Raw genomic sequence first — 23447 nt, forward strand, 5'->3', positions numbered from 1 at the left:
CGGTTTGACCGGACAGGAGCCTCGGAACAATGGTTGGCAGTGCAAATCTCAACATCATGATCAAGGCCGCACGCAAGGCGGGCCGATCGCTGGTAAAGGACTTTCGCGAAGTCGAGAACCTGCAGGTGTCGATGAAGGGCGCGGGCGATTTCGTTTCGAAGGCCGACATTGCCGCCGAGAAGATCCTGAAAGAGGAACTGCTGGGCGCGCGCCCCACTTATGGCTGGCTGGCCGAAGAGGGCGGCGAGATCGAGGGCGAAGACCCGACCCGGCGCTGGATCGTCGATCCGCTGGATGGCACCACCAACTTTTTGCACGGCCTGCCGCACTGGGCCATTTCGATCGCGCTGGAACACAAGGGCAAGATCGTCGCCGGCGTGATCTATGACCCGGCCAAGGACGAGATGTTCTTTGCTGAAAAGGGCGAAGGCGCCTGGATGAACGACATGCGTATCCGCGTGTCGGGCCGGCATCGCATGATCGAGTCGATCTTTTCGACCGGTCTGCCGTTTGGCGGGCGGTCCGATCTGCCGGCCACGCTGCAGGATCTGGCCCGGCTGATGCCGGTCTGCGCGGGTGTGCGCCGTTGGGGCGCCGCGGCGCTGGACATGGCCTATGTGGCTGCCGGTCGCTACGAGGGGTTCTGGGAACGTCGGCTGAATGCCTGGGACATGGCCGCGGGCATCATCATCGTGAAAGAGGCCGGTGGTCTTGTGCAGCCGCTGAACCCCGAGGGCAGCATTCTGGAGGATGGTGAAGTGATCTGTGCCAACGAGCCGATCTTCGACCAGTTCGCCAAGGTGATCCGGGGCTGAGCCTTCCGCTCAATCGGTTCGGTCCGAGGGGTGGTTGACCCCGTCATTCCACGGAATCGGGCCATGCGTGCGCGGGTTGCCACCTTCGATGCACCCCAGGTTGACCCCGCATTCCGCGGGGTCTGATCGCCTCTGGTGATAGACATATATCCCGCAGGTCTTGCAGAAATAGTGTTTGGCCGTGTGCGTGCCCCATGTGTAGAGGCTCAGATTGTCTGCGCCCTGCAGGATGCGCAGGCTGTCGGTGATGGCGGTCACGGCGGCGGCCCCACGGCGGATGCAAAAGGAACAGTCGCATCGGGCGGCCGTGGACAGGCCGCCGGGGAACTCGGCCTCAATCTTCACGGTGCCGCAATGGCAGGTGGCGGTCATCCGGGTCATCGGCGTGGCACTCTTGGTATACGGGACTGGCTGAGCTTGTAGCGGTGTTCGGGATGCGGCGGGTGACCGTGGGTACGGCTCCAATAAGCTGGCCCGCCGCGTTTCAGCCACAGCGGGATGCACAAAATCAAACCGATCACGAAGCCGCCCGTATGCGCCCAATAGGCTACACCGCCGGCGTCAGGGTTGCTGGACACGCTGCCAAGGAACTGCATTCCCAGCCAGACGCCCAGCATCACGAAGGCCGGGATGGTGAAGACCCGCACATAGACGACCAGAATCAGCAGGATATCTACGCGTGCCCTTGGGAACATCAGAAGGTAGCCTCCCATGACCCCGGCAATGGCGCCCGAGGCGCCTATGGTCGGAACCAGCGACCCCGGTGCCGTGATGATGTGGATCAGCCCTGCGCCGATACCGGCGACCATGTAGAACAGCAGGAAGGGCAGGTGGCCCATCTCGTCTTCCAGGTTGTCGCCGAAGATCCAAAGGAACAGCATGTTGCCGATCAGATGCATCCAGCCGCCATGCAGGAACATCGACGTCACCAACGTCTCGAGCGCCACGCCGTCGCTGATGCGGGCGGGGATGATCGCATAGTCGAAATAGAACCGATTGATCAGCCGGGCGTCGTCCATGATTCCTACATAGCTGAGGAAAATCAAAACATTCGCCGCGATCAGCGCATAGACGACATAGGGCGTGCGCCCCGAGGGGTTGTGGTCTCGAATTGGGAACATGGGGGGACGCTGGGCTTTTCCCGGCCCAGCGTCAAGTCAGCTTATGCCGCACCGCCCAGAAGTGCGGCGTTTCCTCCGGCGGCCGTGGTATCGACGCAGAGATGGCGCTCGGCCATCACCCGCGACCGGTCGGGCAAGCCGGGGATCAGCGGCAGGATGGGCCCGGTTCTGCGCGACAGATGCAGTTCGATCTGGCGCGCGGTGTCCGCGTCGCCCCACCACAGAACGCCTGCAATTCCCTGCAGGTCCTCCAGCCGGTGCAGGGCCAGCGCCCCCTCGGCCCGGATTGCCGTGCCGCCCAGAGCGAATATGGCCTCCGCCTGCGCCTTGGCCGCCTCGGGGCCGGGGCCTAGGCACAAGAACGGCGCGCGGGGAAACTCGGTCAGCCGGTTCGATTCACCGGTCGGTCCGGGCATCGAGCGGGTCGTCGGCGCGGCAGGCTGCCCGATCGGTGCGGGCAGGTCGGCCGCGGCGGACCATTCCGCGGCCACGACCTGTCGGTCCGGGGCGCAGAAACGGGCCAGATAGTTCGGGCCACCCGCCTTGGGGCCGGTGCCGGACAGGCCTTCGCCGCCGAAGGGCTGCGAGCCGACGATCGCGCCGATCTGATTGCGGTTGACATAGATGTTGCCCGCGTGGATCGCTTCAGTGACGTGCTGCACGCGGTCGTCGATGCGGGTGTGCAGGCCGAAGGTCAGGCCGTAGCCGGTGGCGTTGATGTCGGCGATCACCTGGTCGATTTCGTGCGACTTGAAGCGGGCGACGTGCAGGACGGGGCCGAAGATCTCGCGTTCCAGCGCATTGATGCCGGGGACCTCGATCAGCGTGGGCGCCACGAAGATCCCCTCGGGCGGCAGCGCCAGTTCTTTCAACACACGACCCTCGGCGCGGGCCTTGGCGACGTGGTCGGCGATGCCCTGACGGGCCTGCTCGTCGATCACCGGGCCGCAATCAGTCGAGAGCAGCCACGGATCGCCCACCGACAGAGCGTCCATCGCGCCCTTGAGCATGGTCAGCACGTCATCGGCGATGTCCTCCTGCAGATACAGGCAGCGCAGGGCGGAACAGCGCTGGCCCGCCGACTGAAAGGCGCTTTCGATGATCGACTGCACGGCCTGCTCGGGCAGTGCGGTGCTGTCCACGATCATCGCGTTCAGCCCGCCGGTTTCGGCGATCAGCGGCGTGCCGGGTTTGAGGTTCTGGGCCATGGCCGCGCGGATTTTCAGGGCCGTCGCGGTCGAGCCGGTGAAGGCCACGCCCGAGACGCGCGGGTCGGATGTCAGCGCGGCGCCCACCGACGGCCCGCCCGGCAAGAGTTGCAGGGCATCGCGCGGCACGCCGGCCTGATGCAGCAGTTGCACGGCCCGGTGGGCGATCAGCGGGGTCTGCGGCGCGGGCTTGGCCAGCACGGCGTTGCCGGTGGCAAGCGCGGCCGCGATCTGGCCGGTGAAGATGGCCAGCGGGAAGTTCCATGGGCTGATGCAGGTGAAGGTGCCCGCAGGCTCGCCCTCGGGGATGTTGGCGGCGTAGTAGCGCAGGAAGTCCACCGCCTCGCGCAGTTCGGCCACCGCGTCGGGCAGCGATTTGCCGGCCTCGCGCGCCAGCAGGGCGAAGATCTCGCCATAGTGCTCCTCGTAGAGGTCGGCTGCGGCGTTGAGGATGCGGCTGCGCTCGGCCGCTGGGGCCTGCCACGGAGCAGCTGCGGCCAACGCAAGCTCGACATCCGAGGCGCTGGCCGGGGCGACGGTGCCGGGCCGGTCCTGCGGGTGGGCCGGGTTGGTGACCACCTCGTCGGCCTCGGGCGATGCCTCGCCGGCCAGCAGCGGGCGGGCATACCAGTGGTGGGCGCGGAAGGCGTGGCGCGCGGCGTCGATCGCATCCAGCGTCGGCGTGTGGGTCAGGTCAAAACCGCGCGAGTTCGGGCGCTCGGGCAGGAACAGTTCGGGGCCGGTGGGCAGGTGTTTCGCGGGCTCTTGAACCGCCTCGAACGGGTCGGCGGCGACCTCTTCGGGCGGGACGTGCTCGTCAACGATCTGGTTGACGAAGGAGCTGTTGGCGCCGTTTTCCAGCAGGCGCCGCACCAGATAGGCCAGCAGGTCGCGATGCGCCCCGACCGGCGCGTAGATCCGGCAGCGGGTGTTCTGGCGCTCCATCACCAGCCGGTGCAGGGTTTCGCCCATGCCGTGCAGGCGCTGGAACTCGAAGGGCTGGTCCTCGGCCATGTGCAGGATCGCGCTGACCGTGTGGGCGTTGTGGGTGGCAAATTGCGGATAGATCCGGTCGGTCATGCCCAGCAGCTTGCGGGCATTGGCGATGTAGGAGATGTCGGTCGCCGCCTTTTGGGTGAAAACCGGGAAGCCATCGACGCCCGCGACCTGCGCGCGCTTGATCTCGGTGTCCCAGTAGGCACCCTTGACGAGGCGCACCATCAGCTTGCGGTCGTGGCGCTCGGCCATGTCATAGAGCGTGTCCAGCACCAGCCCCGCGCGCGGGCCATAGGCCTGCACCACGATGCCGAACCCGTCCCAGCCCGCAAGCGCCGGTTCGGCCATCACCGCCTCGATCACCTGCAACGACAGCGACAGGCGGTCGGCCTCTTCGGCGTCCACGTTCAGGCCCATGCCGGCGGCCTTGGCCAGCAGGGCGAGGGCCCGCAGGCGCGGCACCAGTTCGTGCATCACGCGCTCTTCCTGGGCTACTTCGTAGCGGGGATGCAGGGCCGACAGCTTGACCGAGATGCCGGGGTTGGCGCGGATGTCGTCATGGGTGCAGGCCTCGGCAATCGCGGCGATGGCGCGAGAATAGGCAAGGTGATAGCGCGCCGCGTCCGCCTCGGTGCGGGCGGCCTCGCCCAGCATGTCGTAGGAATAGGTGTAGCCCTTGGCCTCCATCCCGGCGGCGCGTTTCATGGCGGACTGGATGGTTTCGCCCAGAACGAACTGCCGGCCCATTTCCTTCATCGCGCGCCCGACGGCGGTGCGGATGACCGGCTCGCCCAGCCGCTTGATAGCGCCGCGCAGGGCGCTGACCGGCGAGGCCTTGCCCTCGTCCAGCACCTTGCCCGTCAGCATCAGCGCCCAGGTCGAGGCGTTGACCAGCGACGATGACGAGTGACCGAGATGCTTGCCCCAGTCCGAGGGTGCGATTTTGTCCTCGATCAGCGCGTCGATCGTGTCGGCATCGGGCACGCGCAAGAGCGCCTCGGCCAGGCACATCAGCGCCACGCCTTCTTCGGTCGAAAGGCCGTATTCGGCGAGGAATACCTCCATCAGCCCCGGCGCGGTGCTGGAGCGGATGTCGCGCACCAGTTGCGCAGCCGCCTCGCAGATGGCGGTGCGGTCCGCTTGGGTCAGGGCGGCCTGATCGGTCAGGGATTTCAGCAACGCGGTCTGGTCCGCGTAGGTCATGGAATCGATGGTGTGGCGCAGGCTGTGAGTCATATGTCCTCCGGTCTTTCGCGCAGTATACTTATCATTTTGCGGGACAACGGACCGAAAATGAAATATCGGGCACCCGATGTCCTGAATTTAGGATCAAATGCCATGCGAAAAGACTTTCCGGGTTTGGACCGGTTCGACCGCGTGATTCTGTCCATCGTGGCCGAGGACGGGCGGATCTCGGTCGCGGATCTGGCCCGTCGGATCGGGCTGTCGAAATCGCCGACACAGGCGCGGCTGAAACGACTCGAGTCCGAGGGGATCATCACCGGCTACCGTGCGATGCTGGACCCGATCCGCCTGGGCCTGGACCATGTGGCCTTTGTCGAGGTGCGCCTGACCGACACGCGGGAAAAGGCGCTGGCCGAGTTCAACGCGGCCGTGCGCAAAGTGCCCGAGATCGAACAGGCGCACATGATCGCGTCGAATTTCGACTATCTGCTAAAGGTGCGGACCGGGTCTATGACGGAATATCGCGCGGTTCTGGCCGAAAAGATCTCCTCGATGCCGCATGTGGCCAGCACCTCGACCTTCGTGGCGATGGAGGCGGTGAAAGAGACCGGGCTGGCCGATGCCATCGATGGTGTGGGTTGACGAAATCTGGTGGTGCGCCACCATTGGTATATGAGAAACCTTGTCCTTTCCGCAGTGCTGAGCACGGGCGTCGGGATCCCGGCGCTCGCCGAAACATGTCCTCCCGCGCCCGACCACGACGCCCGGCTGGGCGAACTGATCGACCAGATCCGGCAGGCCGAGACCGAGATGGCCGCCCGCGAGATCTCGAACCAGATGTGGGAGTTGTGGGCCGACGCGCCAGACGAGGCCGCGCAGGCGGTTCTGGACAGCGGCATGTCGCTCCGCAGTGCCTGGGACCTGCTGGGCGCATTGCAGGATTTCGACCGGCTCATTGCCTATTGTCCAAACTATGCCGAAGGGTACAACCAGCGCGCCTTCGTCAATTTTCTGCGTCAGGATTTCGAGGCGGCCTTGACCGATCTGGACCGCGCACTGGCGTTGTCGCCCAACCACATCGCGGCGATCAGCGGGCGCGCGCTGACCTTGATGGGCCTGCACCGAATCGACGAAGCGCGCGAGGAACTGGCTCGGGCGCTGGCCCTGAACCCGTGGTTGCCCGAACGTCACCTGGCCGCCAAGGGCGGGCCGCTGGCCCCTCTGGGGCAGGATCTTTGAACCCAATGATGGCCACCTCCGGCACAGGCCGGAGGTGGCGTTGAACCTGAGGCCGGATCAGCCCAGAACCTCGTTGTCAGTGCGCTTGATCGCGATGATCGCAGAACGCGGCGTGCCTCCGTCGGGCCAGTTCTTTCCGGGATGCTGGATGCCCACAAACATCGTGCGCCGATCCGCCGACCAGGTCAGGCCGGTGACCTCGCAGCCGTTCGGGCCGGTCATGAACCGCGCGATCTCGCCGGTGACCGGATCGCCGACCAGCATCTGGTTGTTGCCGTGCCCGGCAAAGTCGCCTTCGTTGTCGTCATTGCCGTCGGTCTGGATCCAGACCATCCCGGTGCTGTCGATCATCATGCCATCGGGCGAGTTGAACAGGTTGCCCTCGTTGATGTTTTCGGACCCGGCATAGGCATCGGAATGCACCGTCGGGTTGCCCGCCATGACGTACAGATCCCAGTCAAAGCCATCGGCGGCGTGGTCGTCATCCGCGGGGCGCCAGCGGACGATCTGGCCGTATTTGTTGGCTTCGCGCGGATTGGGACCGTTGACCGAGGTGTCGTCGCCACCCGCATTCGGCTTGACGCCGCGGTTCTTGTTGTTGGTCAGGCAGCAATAGGCCTCGGACGCGACCGGGCTGGTGGCCACCCATTCGGGCCGATCCATGGTGGTGCCGCCCGCCTTCGAGGCCGCCATGCGGCTGAAGATCAGGATCTCGGCCTGCTCCATTCCGGTGGTCTCGGGCGTCAGCGGAACCCATTGCCCGGTACTGTCGTCATTGAATCTGGCCACATAGAGCGTCCCGTCATCCAGCAGCCCTTCGGTTTCGCCGCCGGGTGTGTATATGCCGTTCGAGACATAGCGGTACAGGTATTCGCCGCGTTCGTCATCGCCCATATAGACCACCACGCGGCCATCCCGGGCCAACTCGACAGCGGCGTTTTCGTGCTTGAAACGCCCCAGACCGGTGCGCTTGACCGGCGTGCTTTCGGGGTCGGTCGGGTCGATCTCGACCACCCAACCGGCGCGGTGCGGCTCGTTGGGGTTCTTCGAGGTGTCAAAGCGCGGATCGAACAACTCGTAGCCGTTCCAGCTCTGGGCCTTGATGCCATAGCGTTGGTAGCCGTCGGCGACTTTGGGGTCGTAGCTGGCAGTCTCGTCGCTCGAGCCGAAATAGCCGTTGAAGTTTTCCTCGCAGGTCAGATAGGTGCCCCAAGGCGTCTTGCCCGCGCCGCAGTTGTTCAGGGTGCCCAGCGACTGGGTGCCGGTCGGGTCGGCCTCGGTCTTCATCAGGTCGTGCCCGGCGGCGGGGCCTGCGATCTTCATGGGCGTGTTGTGATGGATGCGGCGGTTGAACGGGCTGTCCTTAACGACGGTCCAGCCATCGGCGCCTTCGGCGATCTCCATCACGGTCACGCCTTGGATGTTCTGAAGCTTGCGCACGTCATCGGCGCTGGCGGGTTTGCCGTCCTGAGCGGCGGGCAAGTTGATCTTGCGGTTGGGGTATTCGTGGTTCACCGCGATCAGTTGGCGACCACGATACGAAAATGCCTCCATCCCGTCGGTATTCTCGCCGAAAATACGATCAGATTTTTCGACCGGGCCGCCATCGGTGACGTCATAGCCGTCGGCGTCCGAGAACAGCGGATCGCCCCAGCGGATCAGAACCTTCCAATCGTAGCCCTCGGGCACATGCACCGTCCCGTCGGTCTGGGCCGGGATTGGTGTGAAGGCAAACCGTGACGCGGCCTGGGCCTGTGCCGAGGTCGACCCCAGCAGGCCGGTGCCCATTGCGGCGGCCCCGGAGCCGAAGGCAAGAACGCCGCTCAGAAACCCCCGGCGCGACAGCGCGCTGTCCACGACACGGTCAAAATCGTTCTCGGCAGGGCGGGGGAAATGCAGCTCGTCCCAATCGTCGGCGGACAGGGTGGTGGGATCAACGTCTTTCATGGGATAGTTCCTCGCTGTCGGAATGGATTCGTGAAACGGATTTAGGCACTGAGTATGACAAACACTTGAAGGCTGGGCAGGGCGAGCGGACGATACGGCAATCTGACGGCACATTGAGGCCGAGGCTGCGGCACGAACACAGGCAAAGCCGCACGGAAAAGCACGGGAACCACCGATTTCGGTGCTTGACGACCGCCCGGGCATGGACTACTCAGCCCAGCACCAAGCGGGTATAGCTTAATGGTAAAGCCCCTGCCTTCCAAGCAGGTTATGTCGGTTCGATTCCGTCTACCCGCTCCAGTCTTCCCGGAGATGCTTGCGTCAAATAGCCCTTGCCACGGGCTGATGTGCCACGGACAGCTTGACCCGACCGGCCTGTGCCGCCAAGAAGCCCCATCAACAGCTGATCGCGAAACAAGGGCCAGGCATGGCAAGACCACAACCCGCCAACCAAGCAACCAAACGGGCACACGGTTCGCATGACGAACGCCCCGGATCGCGGAAACTGGGCGTTCTGGCCTCGCTCTGGCCGTTCATGCGGCCTTATCGCCTGTTGATGATCGGGGCGACGCTGGCGCTGGTTCTGACCGCCAGCATGACGCTGACGCTGCCGCTGGCGGTGCGACGGGTGGTCGACAATTTCCGTATCGAAGATGGCGAGTTGCTGGATTGGTACTTTCTGGCGGCGCTGGGTATTGCCGCGATGCTGGCCGTGGGCACAGGGGTCCGCTATGCGCTGGTTACGCGGCTGGGCGAGCGGGTCGTGGCCGACATCCGCAAGGCCGTGTTCGACCGCGTGATCGGGATGAGCCCGGCCTTCTATGAACGCATCATGACGGGCGAGGTGCTCAGCCGGATCACCACCGACACGACGCTGATCCAGTCAGTTCTGGGCTCGTCGGTCTCGATCGCGCTGCGCAACATGCTGCTGTTCTTCGGCGGTCTGGTTCTGATGCTGCTGACCTCGGCCAAGCTGACCGGGCTGGTGCTGTTGCTGATCCCGGCGGTGGTGGTGCCGATCCTGGTGCTCGGTCGGCGCCTGCGGGCCATCAGCCGCGAAAACCAGGACTGGATCGCAGCCAGTTCCGGTAACGCGGGCGAGGCGCTGGGCGCGGTGCAGACCGTGCAGGCCTTTACCCACGAGGATGCCAGCCGCAAGCAATTCGCCGACCTGACCGAGACCGCCTATCAGGCGTCCCTGCGCCGCATCCAGACGCGCGCGGTTCTTACGGTGATCGTGATCTTCCTTGTGTTCTCTGGGATCGTCGGCGTGTTGTGGATGGGCGCGAACGATGTGCGCAACGGCGTGATGACCGAAGGCGTTCTGATTCAGTTCGTGATCTATTCGATCATCATGGCCGGGTCCGTGGCCGCCCTATCCGAAATCTGGAGCGAGCTGCAACGCGCCGCAGGCGCAACCGAACGGCTGGTTGAGTTGCTGAACGCCGAGGGTACGGTAAACGACCCGGCGCAACCCAAGGCGCTGCCGCAGCCGGTCAAGGGGCAGATCTCTTTCGACAAGGTGAACTTCCGCTATCCGGCCCGTCCCGACGTTCTGGCTCTGGACGACCTGTCGCTGACGGTGAGCCCGGGCGAGACTGTGGCTTTCGTCGGCCCCTCGGGCGCGGGCAAGACGACCGTGATCCAGTTGATCCAGCGATTTTATGACCCCGAGGCCGGTCAGGTCAGCCTGGACGGGATCGACTTGCGCGACATGCGCCGGGCAGATTTCCGGCAGTACATGGCCTTGGTGCCGCAGGACCCAGTGATCTTTGCGGCCTCGGCGCGCGAGAACATCCGCTTCGGACGGCTGGACGCCTCGGATGACGAGGTCGAGGCCGCCGCCCGTGCCGCCGCGGCGCATGACTTCATCTCGGCCCTTCCCGAAGGCTATGACAGTTTCGTCGGCGAACGCGGCGTGATGCTGTCGGGCGGGCAGAAACAGCGCATCGCCATCGCGCGGGCGATTTTACGCGACGCTCCGGTTCTGCTGCTGGACGAGGCGACATCGGCGCTGGATGCCGAGAGCGAGCGCGCAGTTCAGGCCGCCGTCGACCAAATGCGCGCCGGGCGCACTACCCTGATCGTGGCGCACCGTCTGGCCACCGTGAAAAAGGCCGATCGCATCGTGGTGATGGAGAACGGCCGGATCGTGGCGCAGGGCACCCATGACGACCTGGTGGCACAAGGTGGGCTCTATGCGCGTCTGGCGCGCCTCCAGTTCACCGATGGCGTGGCCGCCGAGTGAAGTGACGCGCGGGCAATTCCCGAACCGCCGTAGCGTCATTCTACATTTTCCCCTTGCCCGAGGGTAAGCCCTCGCTTGCGCAGGGCACTGTTTGCTTTCATCTTGAAAGCGATGGACAGCCTGCGAAAAACGCAGGGCAGAAATGGGGAGGAACCACATGGCCTTTGTGGGCAAGGAAGACAAAATCAGGATCGAGCAGGAAATGCCGTGGGAGGCCCGCGACGTACCCGTCTCGTTCCATCAGCTGCTCTCGCGGACGGCCGCCAAGTTCCCGGATCGCAACGCGATCAGTTTCCAGATCCTGTCCGGCCCCAAGGACAAGGCCGAAACCCTGACATGGTCGAAACTGCTGGCCAAGACGAACCAGGCAGCCAATCTGTTCCGTTCTTTGGGGGTCAAGGAAAACGACGTGGTGGCCTATGTGCTGCCTAACTGCAACGAGACGTTGATCACTATGATGGGCGGCGCGGTGGCCGGGATCGTGAACCCAATCAACCCGCTGCTCGAGCCCGAGCAGATCGCGTCGATCCTGCGTGAGACCAAGGCCAAGGTCGTGGTCACGCTGAAGCCTTTCCCAAAGACGGATGTGGCGCAGAAGGTCGCCGAGGCCGTGCGCCACGCGCCGGGTGTCAACACCGTGCTGGAGATCGATCTGAACCGGTACCTGACGCCGCCGAAATCGTGGATTGTGCCGTTGGTCCGGCCCAAGATGGAGGACAAAGAGCATCTGGCCCACGCCGACTACCTGGATTTCAACAAGGAACTGGCCAAGCAACCCACCACGCTGACCTTCGAGGACAGCAAAGAGGACCGGGTCGCCTGCTATTTCCACACCGGCGGCACCACGGGAATGCCGAAGGTCGCGCAGCACAAATATTCCGGCATGATCTACAATGGGTGGCTGGGCCACACGCTGCTGTTCTCGGAAGAGGACGTGATCATGTGCCCGCTGCCGATGTTCCACGTCTTTGCCTGCCATGTGATCGTGATGGCGGCGGTGTCGTCGGGCGCCCATGTGGTGTTCCCGACCCCCGCCGGGTATCGCGGCGACGGTGTGTTCGACAACTTCTGGAAATTGATCGAGCGCTGGAAGGTTTCGTTCATCATCACCGTGCCCACGGCGATCTCGGCCAAGATGCAGCGCCCGGTGGATGCAGACATCTCGACCGTCAAGACGGCCTTCTCGGGGTCGGCCCCGCTGCCGGTCGAGCTGTTCCGCCGGTTCGAGAAAGCGACCGGTGTGACCATCGTCGAAGGCTATGGCCTGACCGAGGCCACCTGCCTGGTGTCCTGCAACCCGGTGGATGGCGAGAAGAAGATCGGCTCGATCGGGATCCCGTTCCCGTACACTGACGTCAAGATCCTGCGCGACGGCCCCGACGGACCCAAGGAATGCGCGGTGGACGAAGTGGGCGAGATCTGCGTGTCGAACCCGGGCGTCTATGCCGGGAACACCTATACAGAGGAAGACAAGAACGTTGATCTGTACTACTTCGACAAATACCTGCGCACCGGCGACTTGGGTCGGTTCGATGCGGACGGGTACCTGTGGATCACGGGCCGCGCCAAGGATCTGATCATTCGCGGCGGTCACAACATCGACCCGGCCGAGATTGAAGAGGCCTTGCTGGGCCATGACGCGGTGGCCTTCGCCGGCGCCATCGGTCAGCCCGATGCTCATGCGGGCGAAGTCCCCTGTTCCTTTGTCGAACTGGTCGAAGGCGCCAGCGTGACCGAGGAAGAACTGCTGGAATACTGCAAGATCCACGTGCATGAACGCGCCGCGCATCCCAAGCACATGACCATCCTGCCCGAACTGCCGAAGACTGCGGTGGGCAAGGTCTTCAAGCCTGAACTGCGCAAACAGGCGATCACGCGGGTCTACAATCAGGCGTTGGAAACCGCCGGCGTTCCGGCGCGGGTCGTGTCGGTCATCGACGACAAAAAGCGGGGCCTTGTCGCGCAGCTTGACGTGAACGGTGCATCCGAGGACGATGTGAACCAGGTGCTGGGCAACTTCACCCGGCCATGGGAGTGGGCCGACTGATCCGGAGGGGCAATGGACTATGAACGTCTGATCGACGAGGAGACTTGGGCGTTCATCCGGCGCACCGCCGAAAGCTATCCCGAAGACGCGGTGGAGCGGTCCATCGAGGACCAGCGCCGCGTCTATGACGACATGTGCCGCGCGTTTCGGCAGCCGCGTCCACCGGGCGTCGAAACGCGGGACAGTTCGGCCGATGGGGTCGGGGTGCGCGTCTATTTCTGCGGCGATCCAACCCGAACCGTCGTCTACATGCATGGCGGCGGGTTCGTCGTCGGCGGGCTGGACAGCCACGATGACGTCTGCGCCGAACTGTGCGCCCAGACCGGCTATCGGGTGGTGGCGGTCGACTACCGCCTGTGTCCTGAACATGTTCATCCGGCGCAGTTCCAGGATTGCTGGACCGCGGTGAACTGGGTGCAAGCCGAATTCGGCGACCCGCTGGTTCTGGCCGGGGACAGCGCGGGCGGAAACCTGGCCGCAGCCGTCGCCCATCATGCGCGCGGGCGGATTGGGAACATCCTGGGGCAGGTTCTGATCTATCCCGGTTTGGGTGGCGACCCGAACCAGGGATCGTATATCGAACACGCCCACGCGCCGATGCTGACGCGCGACGAGGTTCTGTTCTATGAAAAAGTCCGGTGTGGCGGCGCCGTCCCGGAACATGACCCCAAATTCGCCCCACTGCACGATACCGACTTTTCCGGGCTGCCGCCGACGGTGGTGGTAACCGCCGACTGTGACCCGCTACGCGATGACGGTGCCGCGTACTGCGCCAAAATCACCGCCGCCGGTGGGCAGGCGGATTGGATCAACGAAGCCGGCCTCGTGCATGGCTACCTGCGCGCCCGCCATTCGGTGACCCGCGCCGCCGACAGCTTCGAACGGATCTCGATCGCGGTCGAGGCGTTGGGGCAGGGGTTGTGGAACTACGACTGACGGCGCTCAGCGCAGGAATGGCTTGGCCTTCATCGTCTCGGCCACCGGAGCGCCCATGCGGGTCAGAACCGTGGGCGCCAACTGCAACTGGTCAATGACCGTTTCCGCATCGGGGCCTTCGGCATCGCCGAAGTAGTACAGCGCCGTTTCCTGCTGTAGGGGGCTGCGCCCGCCGTGGTGGCCGCGCTCGTCCTGGCCGTGATCGGCGGTCACGATCACCTCGTATCCCAACTGCCGCCAGCGGGGAATGAAGGGGGCCAGCATCTCGTCCATGACGAAGCAGGCGTGATCCATCTCTTCACAATCGTGGTAGAACCGGTGGCCCATGCTGTCGAGCGTACAGGTATGGAGAATGCCGTAATCCAGCCCGAACCGCAGGCACAGGTTGGTCAGGGTCGCAAACAGGTCGACATCGGACGGCGTCATCTGGTTGGCTTTGCCATAGCCCGTCATCGAGTGGAACCGGCCGTGATTGATGGTCGGGCTGTCCGGCTCGTCATATTCGATGTCGCGCACATAGTCGAAAGGGTGGCGGTTGAAGAACTCCGACCAAAAGCTGTGGGTGACGGCCCCGGTCACGCCGCCGGCCTCGCGCACTTGGCTGAAGATGTCCTTGTGGTCCAGTCGGAACACGTTGCCGTTTCCGGTGCAGCCATGCTCCTGCGGTGAAACGCCGGTGTGGATCGAGGCATAGCAGCTGGCCGAGATCGAAGGCAGCACAGAGCGGTGTTTCCAAACCCGCGCCTCGCCGCTGTCGACCCAGCCTTCGAGATTGCCGAAAAGCCGGCGGAAATTGCGCCAGGGAACCCCGTCGAGAATGATCAGCAGCAGTTTGCGGTCCATCGCGATCTCCTTGTTCGCGGGGTTTGTTTCCGGTCGAGTCTATCGCCTGAAACGAGAGCGATCTGTCAATTCGCGCTCGGAATGGCAAAAATCCCGACGTCTGTCTTGGGACAAAACGCCGGGATTTCCGGTTTTGGGCGGTTCAGTTGCCGGCGCTCTCCATCTTGCGGTGGGCCACGACCTCTTCCAGCCAGCCCAGATGCATCTCGGGGACCGAGCTGAGCAGCAGATCGGTATAGTCGTCGAATGGCGGGCTCAGCACCTGGGACTTGGAGCCGTAGCGCACGACGCGGCCCTGATACATCACGGCAATGCTGTCGCTGATGGCGCGCACCGTCGCCAGGTCATGGGTGATGAACAGATAGGCGACGTCCTCGATCTTCTGCAGGTCCAGCAACAGCTTGAGGATGCCGTCCGCCACCAGTGGATCCAGCGCCGATGTGACCTCGTCACAGATGATCATCTTGGGCTTGGCCGCCAGCGCGCGGGCAATGCACACACGCTGCTTCTGACCTCCTGACAGCTCCGCCGGATAGCGATCGATGAAACCTTCGCCCAGTTCGATCTCGTCCAACAGTTCGATGATGCGCTTGTGCTTCTCGGCGCCGCGCATGTTGAAGTAGAACTCGAGCGGCCGGCCGATAATGGTACCCACCGTCTGGCGCGGGTTCATCGCAACATCGGCCATCTGGTAAATCATCTGCAACTCGCGCAGGTCCTCGCGCGAGCGTCCGGCCAGATCGGGGCTGAGCTTGCGCCCGGCAAAGGTGATCTCGCCGTCGCGCGGGGGCAGCAGGCCGGTGATCACCCGGGCCAGCGTGGATTTGCCCGACCCCGATTCCCCTACGACCGCCAGCGTCTGCCCCGGATGAAGCTCGACATTGACGTTGTGCAGCACGTCGAAGTTCAGCCCCTTGTAGCGGGCCGTAATGCCATCGACCTGCAGCACGGGTTCGGGCGTGGGCTGTTTTTCCTCGTGTTCGATCGAACGGACCGAGACCAACGCCTTGGTGTATTCTTCCTGCGGGTTGTTGATGATCTGGTCGGTGGTGCCGTATTCGACCGTGTCGCCCATGCGCAGCACCATGATGTCATCGCTGACCTGCGCCACGACCGCCAGATCGTGGGTGATGTACAGCGCGGCCACACCCGTGTCTCGGATCGCTTCCTTGATCGCCATCAGAACGTCGATCTGGGTTGTCACGTCAAGCGCGGTCGTGGGTTCGTCGAACACCACCAGATCCGGCTCGGGGCACAGCGCCAGTGCCGTCATGCAACGCTGCAACTGCCCGCCCGAGACCTGGTGCGGATAGCGGTTGCCGATATTGTCCGGGTCGGGAAGGCCTAGCTTGGCGAACAGCTCACGCGCGCGGGCTTCGGCCTCTTTGCGGCCGAACTTCTTCTGCTCGACCGCAGCTTCGACCACCTGATCCATGATCTTCTTGGCCGGGTTGAAGGACGCTGCCGCCGATTGCGACACATAGGTCACCTCGCCGCCGCGCAGTTTGCGGATATCCGAGAGCGACGTCTTGAGAATATCGCGCCCGTTCACCCAGACCTCGCCGCCGGTGATCTTCACGCCGCCCCGGCCATAGGCCATCGAGGCCAGCCCGATGGTCGACTTCCCGGCACCGGACTCCCCGATCAGGCCCAGCACCTTGCCGCGCTCGAGGTCAAAGCTGACCCCGTGCACGATCTCGATGTCGCGGGGTTTTTCGCCCGGCGGATAGACGGTCGCGCCGATCTTGAGGTCACGGACCTTGAGAAGGGTATCGCTCATCCCCGGCCTCCTTTCAGCGATGTGGTGCGGTTCAGGATCCAGTCAGCCACCAAATTGACCGAGATGGCCAGCGTGGCGATGGCCACCGCCGGATACAGCGCCGCGCCGATGCCATAGACGATGCCGTCCTTGTTTTCTTTCACGATGCCGCCCCAATCGGCCAGCGGGGGCTGAACGCCCAGGCCCAGGAACGACAGGGTCGAGACGAACAGCACCATGAAGATGAAGCGCAGGCCCAGTTCGGCCACCAGCGGTGACAACGCGTTGGGCAGGATCTCGCGGAAGATGATCCAGCCGCGGCCTTCGCCGCGCAGCTTTGCGGCCTCGACATAGTCCATGACCTCGATGTCAACAGCCACGGCCCGGGCCAGGCGATAGACGCGGGTGGCGTCCAACAGGCCCATGACCACGATCAGAACCGGGATGGTGACCGGCACCATCGCCAGAACCACCAGCGCGGTGATTAGCGACGGGATCGACATGATCAGGTCCACGGTCCGCGACATCACCTGATCAGCCCAGCCCCCCAGTACGGCGGCCAGAAATCCCAGGATCGAACCGGTGACGAAGCTGAGGATGGTGGCGGCGGTAGCGATGAAGATCGTGGTGCGCCCGCCATAGATCATGCGGCTGAGAAGGTCGCGGCCGATATTGTCGGTGCCCAGCCAGAATTCCGAACTCGAGGGTTCCCATACGTCGCCCACAACCTCGGCCATGCCGTAGGGCGCCAGGAAGGGTGCAAAGACGGCGATAATGAAATACAGGGCGGTGAAGGCCAGCCCGATCATTGCAGAGATTGGGATGTTCTTCATTTCGGGTGCCTCAGCCTTGGGTTGGCCAGGATCGCGACGATGTCGGCAACCATGTTTAGCCCGATATAGATTGCGGCAAAGATGACCCCGCAGGCCAGAACCACCGGCACGTCGCGCTTGGTCACATGGTCCACAAGGTACTGCCCCATGCCGGGATAGACGAACACCACCTCGACGACGACCACACCCACGACCAGATAGGCCAGGTTCAGCATCACCACGTTCACGATGGGGGCGATGGCGTTCGGGAAGGCATGGCGCCAGATGACCTTGAAGTTGCTCAGGCCCTTCAGTTCGGCCGTTTCGACATAGGCCGACTGCATCACGTTCAGGATCGCGGCGCGGGTCATGCGCATCATGTGTGCCAGAACCACCATGGTCAGCACGATGACAGGCAGCGCGATCGAGTTCAGTTTCTGCCAAAAGGACATGCTGTCATTGATCATCGCCAGCGGCGAGAACATGCCCAGTTTGACTGCCACGAAATAAACCAAGACATAGCCGATCAGGAACTCGGGGATCGAGATCGTCGTCAGGGTGACGGCCGAGATCAGCTTGTCGGGCCAGCGGTTGCGATAGCGGACCGCGACGAGGCCAAGGAAAATTGCAAGGGGCACCGAGACGATGGCCGCCCAGAAGGCAAGAAACAACGTATTGCCCAATCGGTTGCTGACCGACTCGGCGATGTCCAGCTTGTTGGTCAGGGACGTGCCCATGTCACCTTGGACAATTCCGCCAAGCCATTCGAAATACCGGGTCAAGGCGGGACGGTTCAGCCCCATCTCCTCACGCAGGTTGGCAAGGGATTCAGGGGTCGCGGACTGCCCCAGGACGGCTTGCGCGGCGTCTCCGGGTAGGGCCTCGGTCAACCCGAAAATCAGGGCCGAAGCGCCAAACAGCAAGAGGAATCCCAGCGCCAGGCGCTGGGAAACCAGTTTGATGATAGGATGCATACCTGTCGATCCGAGTTAGACGAACCACATCTTGCGGGACATGTTGCCGTTCATCATCTCTTGGGTCGGATCAGTTTCCCAGCCATCCAGCTGGTTGCTGATGCCTTCGACAAAGTCGTTGAACATCGGGCAGATCAGGCCGCCCTGGTCACGGACCATCATACCCATCTGGCTGTAGATTGCCTTGCGCTTTGCCGGGTCCAGCTCGGCACGCGCGGCAAACAGCAGGTCGTCGAACTCTTTGACCTTGAACCGGGTGTCGTTCCAGTCGGCGGTGGACAGATAGGCAGTTGCGTACATCTGGTCCTGCACTGGACGGCCGCCCCAGTAGGACGCGCAGAAAGGCTGAACGTTCCAAACTTCGGACCAGTAGCCATCATTCGGCTCGCGCTTGATCTCAAGCGGGATCCCGGCCTGCTGGGCGGTCTGCTGGAACAGGGCTGCGGCATCCACGGCGCCAGGGAAGGCTCCGTCGGCCACACGCAAAATGATGGGCGACCCGTCATGGCCGGACTTCTTGTAGTGTTCGGCTGCTTTTTCGACGCTGAACTCACGCTGCGGGATCGTCTCATCGAACAGCGGGTATGCTGCGTTGATCGGCATGTCGTTCCCGACCGAGCCATAGCCGCGCAGTACCTTCTCGACCAGCTCTTCGCGGTTGATCGCGTATTTCAGAGCAGTCCGCAGTTCGTTGCTGTCGAACGGCGCCGTGTCACAATGCATGATAAACACGTAGTGGCCGCGACCTGCCGTGGAATGCACGGTCAGGTTGGGTGCACGACCCAGCAGGTCTGCAACCTTGGGCTCAACCCGGTTGATCGCGTGGACCTGACCTGACTGCAGCGCAGCCGTCCGGGCCGTGGCATCGTTGATGACCACCACTTCGACGCTGTCAAAGTTGCCGAAATCCGGGTTCCAGTGGTTCTCGAATTTGGTGAACAGGTGGCGCACACCGGGTTCGTCCGCTTCCAGCTTGTACGGACCGGTGCCGATACCTGCGCCCGGGTTGTCCATTCCGCCGTCCGGCTGGATGATCAGGTGGTAGTCGGCCATCAAGTAAGGAAGATCGGCGTTCGGCTCGTTCAGGGTGACCTGAAAATACTCGCCATCGGCCTTCATCGACTCGATGCCCTTCATGATGCCCAATGCGCCCGACTTCGAATCTTCGTTCGAGTGGCGCTGCATCGTTTTCAGCACGTCTTCGCTGGTCATGGTCTTGCCGTTGTGGAACTCGACCCCCTGACGCAGTTTGAACGTCCAAACCTTTGCATCGGCGCTGCCTTCAACGCTTTCGGCAAGGCGCGGCTCGATCGTGCCGTCAGGGGCGACTTCGACCAGTTGGTCACCGAACTGCTTGCCGTTCTGGAACGGAACCGAACTGGCATAGGTGGCCGGATCCAGTGAGTTTGTGGATTCACCGCCCTGCAGGCCCAGCTTGAGGTCGCCGCCCTTCTTGGGGCCGGCGGCGCGGGCGGCATCCGCAAAGATGGTGCTGGCCATGGCCGCCGAAACGCCCAGTGCGGCTGCCTTGCCCATGAATTCGCGGCGGGTCAGTTTCCCGGCGGTCACCTGGCTGGCCATGTGAGTGAGTTGTTCGTTCATTCAAGTTACTCCCAGTTGCTTGAGTTTTTCGCCCGTTGGGGGCTTTTTATTGACGCATGAGTCAACGTTCGCGCATTTCACGCCACCGGGCAAGGTCAAATCTCGGGTGCCGCGGGGGCCGGTCCATCACATCTGATAGCGCGGGATGCAGTCCTCCAGTGATTTTGAAAAGATGGGCGTATCATTCTCGAACGCGTCGAGCGTCGCCCGCAGGTGAAAATGGGTCAGGTCCGCCCACATCTCGCAGCGCGCCTCGGTGCGTAGGCGCAGCGCGTCGCGTTCCAGCTCCTGCACCCAGGCGCAATCGCCGCGCGCAGAGAGGGGATCGTCGGGGTGGATGGTCCATTTCTCGTGCGCGGTGCCGCCGCTGATCAGACCGTGGTCGGCATCCTGGACCAGTCCGAAATCGTCCTCGATGACCAGGTGGATCAGGCCGGTGGTCATGTCCGTTTCGACGCGGCGGGCGTGGTTGGAAGGACGCAGGTGGCGGACCTGCCATGCGGTCTCAGCGTCGGGCGGCGGAAAGACGCATTCATCGCCATTGGCCCGGGGGCGAAGGGGCAAGGTCAGGTTACCGCCGGTCAGGTGCAGTTCGGCGGTTTCGGGCGTGGGCCAGATCAACGGCCAGTACGCACTCGAGATCGCGATGCGCAAGCGGTGCCCCTTGGGCACACGATAGGCGATGTGGTCGAGATCCAGCGCGATGTCGCAAGGCTCTCCGGGTTTCAGCGGGCGCGGGTCGGCATGGCTGTCCCGGTGGGCCAGGTTCAGCACGCCATAGGTGATCCGGGTCGAGGCGCCATCCGGGTGCACATGGTTCAGGCGCACGGCGATCTGTGCCTGGGGCCGGTCGGCGGCAAGCGTCAACCGGATGCGCGGCGCGCCGACCAGATTCATGTCTTCGGCCAGTGGCGCGGTGTCGAAACAGGCGGACAGCGCGTCATCTGCCCGCTGGTCACCGGGCATGTCGGGACCCAGCCAGATGGCGCAATACTCGCCGCCATCCATCCCGCAGTGATGGGGCGAGCGGACGCGGGCATTCAGCGGCCCGTTCACACCCAGCCCTGCATCGGAAAGGGGCAGGGTGACAGTCGGCAGGTGGGACGTAGCGCCGTCATCCTCGGTGATCCAATGGCCGGGGCGCTCGGCATACCAGCGCGCCGGGCGCACGCCATCCATCAGATAGGCGCGATAGGCCGGGTCCTGTTCGACGCCGGTCTCTTCGCCCTTCAACCAGCGGTCCCACCAGCGCAGCGCCTCTTGCAGGAAGCCGATGCGTGGTTCGGGCACGGCAAAATGCGGATACTTATGCACCCAGGGGCCGACGATGCCTTTGACGGGCGCGGTCAGGTTCTCGACCAGCCAGGGCACCGTGTTCTTGTAGGCATCTCCCCAGCCGCCCACCGCCAGAGTCGCGGCCCGGATCGCGCCGGGGTCTTCGCAGACAGACCCATGCCGCCAATAGGCATCACGGGTCTGGTGCCGCAGCCAGACCGCGGGCAGGAACGGTTCGGCCTTCAACCGCTGCAGCCACATCTCGCGCCAGTCGTCACGCAGCGCTGGGTCGGGCGGGCGGGACGAATACGACCACATGGTGGCCCCCCAGCCCAGATTCTCGTTCAGCAGGCAGCCGCCCTTGTAGTGGATGTCATCGGCATAGCGGTCGGCGGTCGAACATAAGGTGATGATGGCCTTCAACGGGGCGGGCTGCAGCGCCGCCACCTGCAGCGCGTTGAAGCCGCCCCAGCTGATCCCCATCATCCCGACCGCGCCGCTGCACCAGGGCTGTTGGGCCAGCCACTCGATCACTTCGACGGCGTCATCCAGTTCCTGCTGGGTGTATTCATCCTCCATCAGTCCCTGGCTGTCACCATTGCCGCGCATGTCGACGCGGATGCAGGCGTATCCCCGTTTGGCAAACCAAGGATGGGTCAGGGCATCGCGCGCCGTCGTGCCGTCGCGCTTGCGATAAGGCAGGTATTCCAGGATGGCGGGCACCGGGTGCTGCGCCGCATCGACAGGTCGCCAGATCCGAGCCGACAGGCGGCAGCCGTCCGACAGAATGATGCCTTGGTCCGGAACCTCTTCGATCTCGGCTAGTGAGTTTTTCGCCTGTATCATGCGTCCAGTCTCGGGCGCATCGGCGGATGGTGTGAGAGGAAAAGCGTCAATTCATTCCTTTGTTGCGACAACCAGATCCATGACATTGGTTCCCGTGGGGCCGGTCACCAGCAAAGCGCCGACCCGGTCAAGGAACGAGCCCGCATCGGCATCGCGCAAGGCCTTGTCCGCCCCATTGGCCCATGTCGCGCCGGTCACGACACCGCCGGCCGCATCGGTCGGCCCGTCGGTTCCGTCGGTTCCACCGACCACGACATACAGCCCCTCGCATCCCTGAATCTCGCGCGCCAGCGCCAGGGCCAGCGCCTGGTTCCGCCCGCCTCGTCCCGGGTTTTCGGGCAGGACAACCGTTGGCTCTCCGCCAAAGATCATCGCGCCCGGCGGCATCTGGCGAAGCCGCGCGCCGATATCAGCGGCGACGGACAGATAGTCGTCGTGCAGGGACTCTTCCTCGGCCAGAACGTCTAGACCGGCGGCACGTGCCGCGTAGGCTGCGGCGCGGCGTGCATGTGCGTTCGAGGCAATGATCTCGACTCTGGATTCGAATTGAGGGGCTTCGGGTGCGGCGCCGATGCCCGATCCGATGACGCCGATGTCGTCCCCCGGTACGTCCGAAATGGCCAGGACCGTCGCGCGCGCTCCGCCGAAACCGGCCAGCAGGCCCCCGCCCTTGATCCGCGACATCTCGCGCCGGCGGGCGTTCATGGCGGTGATGTCCAGGCCCTCGGACAGCAGCTGCGCGTTCAGCCGCGCCAGATCTTCGAGGGTGGCCCCCGGCACCAGATCCTCGGCCAGCGAGGACGCACCGCCCGAGACCAGCAGCAACAGATGCTTGCCGGGACCCATGGCCTGAACCGCCGCGCGCAGAGCCTGGCCGCCCTTCAGGCTGCGGGCATCGGGCACGGGGTGAGAGGCTTCGATGATCTGCAGATGTGACGGCAGCCCTTCGGCATGGCCGTCTTTCGTGACCACAAGGCCCGGTGTCTTGCCGAAATGATCCTGCGCTGCATTCATCATCGCCGCCGCGGCCTTGCCTACCGCCAGAATCTGATCGGGGCGCGGAACATCGGGCAGCGCCGCCTTGACCGCGCCGTAGCCGTCAACGGCGGCAACGCCAGCCTTCCAGATCGCGATCGCCTGATCCTGCATCGTCATCACATGTCCATCCAGATCGTAACCGGGCCGTCATTGATCAGGGACACCGCCATATCCGCTCCGAAAGACCCGGTTTCGGTCGGAACGCCAAGCGCGGCCAGCGCGTGGGCAAAGTGTTCGTACAGGCGTTCGCCGGTTGCGGGATCGGCGGCCGCCGCAAATCCGGGGCGGTTCCCGCGCGAGGTGTCGGCAGCCAACGTGAACTGGCTTACCACAAGGACCGAGCCGCCGATGTCCAGCACGGACCGGTTCATCTTGCCCGCGTCATCCTTGAAGATCCGCAGCTTGGCAATCTTTGCCGCCAGTTGCTCGGCGCGGGAGTCGTCGTCACCCTGCATGGCGCAGACCAGCACCAACAGCCCCGGCCCGCACTGGCCAATGAGTTGCCCCTCGACCGAGACCGATGCCTCGGACACCCTTTGTATCAATGCGCGCATAT

The 23447-nt window shown here is 64.0% G+C and carries 18 protein-coding genes and 1 tRNA gene; 7 read left to right on the top strand and 12 right to left on the bottom strand.

What is annotated here, in order from left to right; translation table 11 throughout:
* Nucleotides 1–29: 29 nt before the first annotated feature.
* Nucleotides 30–815, top strand: a complete 786-nt coding sequence (locus tag AC2FMN_RS01875; protein WP_496681769.1) for an inositol monophosphatase family protein — start codon at nt 30–32, stop codon at nt 813–815.
* Nucleotides 816–824: 9 nt separating this feature from the next.
* Here AC2FMN_RS01875 and AC2FMN_RS01880 read toward each other — a convergent pair whose 3' ends face one another.
* The 3 genes from AC2FMN_RS01880 to putA are packed head-to-tail and all read right to left on the bottom strand — an operon-like array spanning nt 825 to nt 5376.
* Nucleotides 825–1196 (bottom strand): GFA family protein, encoded by a 372-nt coding sequence (locus AC2FMN_RS01880; protein WP_496681771.1) that lies wholly within the window; start codon nt 1194–1196, stop codon nt 825–827.
* Nucleotides 1193–1936 (bottom strand): rhomboid family intramembrane serine protease, encoded by a 744-nt coding sequence (locus AC2FMN_RS01885; RefSeq protein WP_496681773.1) that lies wholly within the window; start codon nt 1934–1936, stop codon nt 1193–1195. The genes AC2FMN_RS01880 and AC2FMN_RS01885 overlap by 4 nt, the downstream gene beginning before the upstream one ends.
* 41 nt (nt 1937–1977) lie before the next feature.
* Nucleotides 1978–5376, bottom strand: coding sequence for a bifunctional proline dehydrogenase/L-glutamate gamma-semialdehyde dehydrogenase PutA (gene putA / locus AC2FMN_RS01890; protein WP_496685791.1), 3399 nt, complete (start codon nt 5374–5376; stop codon nt 1978–1980).
* 102 nt (nt 5377–5478) lie between these two features.
* Here putA and AC2FMN_RS01895 point away from each other — a divergent pair, with 102 nt between their 5' ends.
* Together AC2FMN_RS01895 and AC2FMN_RS01900 are read left to right on the top strand one after the other, a co-directional pair.
* Complete coding sequence (locus tag AC2FMN_RS01895; RefSeq protein WP_496685793.1) at nt 5479–5967, top strand: Lrp/AsnC family transcriptional regulator; 489 nt, start codon at nt 5479–5481, stop codon at nt 5965–5967.
* A 30-nt stretch (nt 5968–5997) separates the two neighbouring features.
* On the top strand, nt 5998–6564 hold the full coding sequence (locus tag AC2FMN_RS01900; protein ID WP_496685795.1) for a tetratricopeptide repeat protein: 567 nt from the start codon (nt 5998–6000) through the stop codon (nt 6562–6564).
* A 57-nt stretch (nt 6565–6621) separates the two neighbouring features.
* On the opposite strand, the gene AC2FMN_RS01905 is transcribed toward AC2FMN_RS01900, so the two are convergent.
* Nucleotides 6622–8511, bottom strand: coding sequence for a PhoX family protein (locus AC2FMN_RS01905; protein WP_496683585.1), 1890 nt, complete (start codon nt 8509–8511; stop codon nt 6622–6624).
* A 226-nt stretch (nt 8512–8737) separates the two neighbouring features.
* Between AC2FMN_RS01905 and AC2FMN_RS01910 the strand changes: the two genes are divergently transcribed.
* The 4 genes from AC2FMN_RS01910 (at nt 8738) to AC2FMN_RS01925 (ending at nt 13742) form a co-directional block, all read left to right on the top strand.
* Nucleotides 8738–8811 (top strand) — tRNA-Gly (locus AC2FMN_RS01910).
* Nucleotides 8812–8938: 127 nt separating this feature from the next.
* Nucleotides 8939–10759, top strand: coding sequence for an ABC transporter transmembrane domain-containing protein (locus AC2FMN_RS01915; RefSeq protein ID WP_496685797.1), 1821 nt, complete (start codon nt 8939–8941; stop codon nt 10757–10759).
* A 157-nt stretch (nt 10760–10916) separates the two neighbouring features.
* Nucleotides 10917–12806 (top strand): acyl-CoA synthetase, encoded by a 1890-nt coding sequence (locus AC2FMN_RS01920; protein ID WP_496683579.1) that lies wholly within the window; start codon nt 10917–10919, stop codon nt 12804–12806.
* A 12-nt stretch (nt 12807–12818) separates the two neighbouring features.
* Entirely contained in the window at nt 12819–13742 is a 924-nt protein-coding gene (locus AC2FMN_RS01925) for an alpha/beta hydrolase (protein ID WP_496685800.1), read from the top strand.
* Nucleotides 13743–13748: 6 nt separating this feature from the next.
* Here AC2FMN_RS01925 and AC2FMN_RS01930 read toward each other — a convergent pair whose 3' ends face one another.
* The 8 genes from AC2FMN_RS01930 to dtd form a co-directional block, all read right to left on the bottom strand.
* The gene (locus AC2FMN_RS01930) at nt 13749–14585 is read right to left on the bottom strand and encodes an alkaline phosphatase family protein (protein WP_496685802.1); all 837 of its coding nucleotides are present in this window, start codon (nt 14583–14585) and stop codon (nt 13749–13751) included.
* A 142-nt stretch (nt 14586–14727) separates the two neighbouring features.
* The gene (locus tag AC2FMN_RS01935) at nt 14728–16365 is read right to left on the bottom strand and encodes an ABC transporter ATP-binding protein (protein ID WP_496685804.1); all 1638 of its coding nucleotides are present in this window, start codon (nt 16363–16365) and stop codon (nt 14728–14730) included.
* The gene (locus tag AC2FMN_RS01940) at nt 16362–17177 is read right to left on the bottom strand and encodes an ABC transporter permease (protein ID WP_170340710.1); all 816 of its coding nucleotides are present in this window, start codon (nt 17175–17177) and stop codon (nt 16362–16364) included. The genes AC2FMN_RS01935 and AC2FMN_RS01940 overlap by 4 nt, the downstream gene beginning before the upstream one ends.
* Nucleotides 17174–18130, bottom strand: coding sequence for an ABC transporter permease (locus AC2FMN_RS01945; protein WP_496683567.1), 957 nt, complete (start codon nt 18128–18130; stop codon nt 17174–17176). The genes AC2FMN_RS01940 and AC2FMN_RS01945 overlap by 4 nt, the downstream gene beginning before the upstream one ends.
* A gap of 15 nt (nt 18131–18145) precedes the next feature.
* A complete protein-coding gene (locus AC2FMN_RS01950; RefSeq protein WP_496685807.1) occupies nt 18146–19732 on the bottom strand; it encodes an ABC transporter substrate-binding protein in 1587 nt (528 codons plus the stop codon).
* Nucleotides 19733–19858: 126 nt separating this feature from the next.
* Nucleotides 19859–21853, bottom strand: coding sequence for a CocE/NonD family hydrolase (locus AC2FMN_RS01955; RefSeq protein ID WP_496685810.1), 1995 nt, complete (start codon nt 21851–21853; stop codon nt 19859–19861).
* Between the two features lie 51 nt (nt 21854–21904).
* Entirely contained in the window at nt 21905–23008 is a 1104-nt protein-coding gene (locus AC2FMN_RS01960; protein ID WP_496685813.1) for a glycerate kinase type-2 family protein, read from the bottom strand.
* Nucleotides 23008–23445, bottom strand: a complete 438-nt coding sequence (gene dtd, locus AC2FMN_RS01965; protein WP_496685816.1) for a D-aminoacyl-tRNA deacylase — start codon at nt 23443–23445, stop codon at nt 23008–23010. The genes AC2FMN_RS01960 and dtd overlap by 1 nt, the downstream gene beginning before the upstream one ends.
* Nucleotides 23446–23447 lie beyond the last annotated feature (2 nt).

It is taken from the genome of Ruegeria sp. BHSC037 (assembly GCF_059613045.1).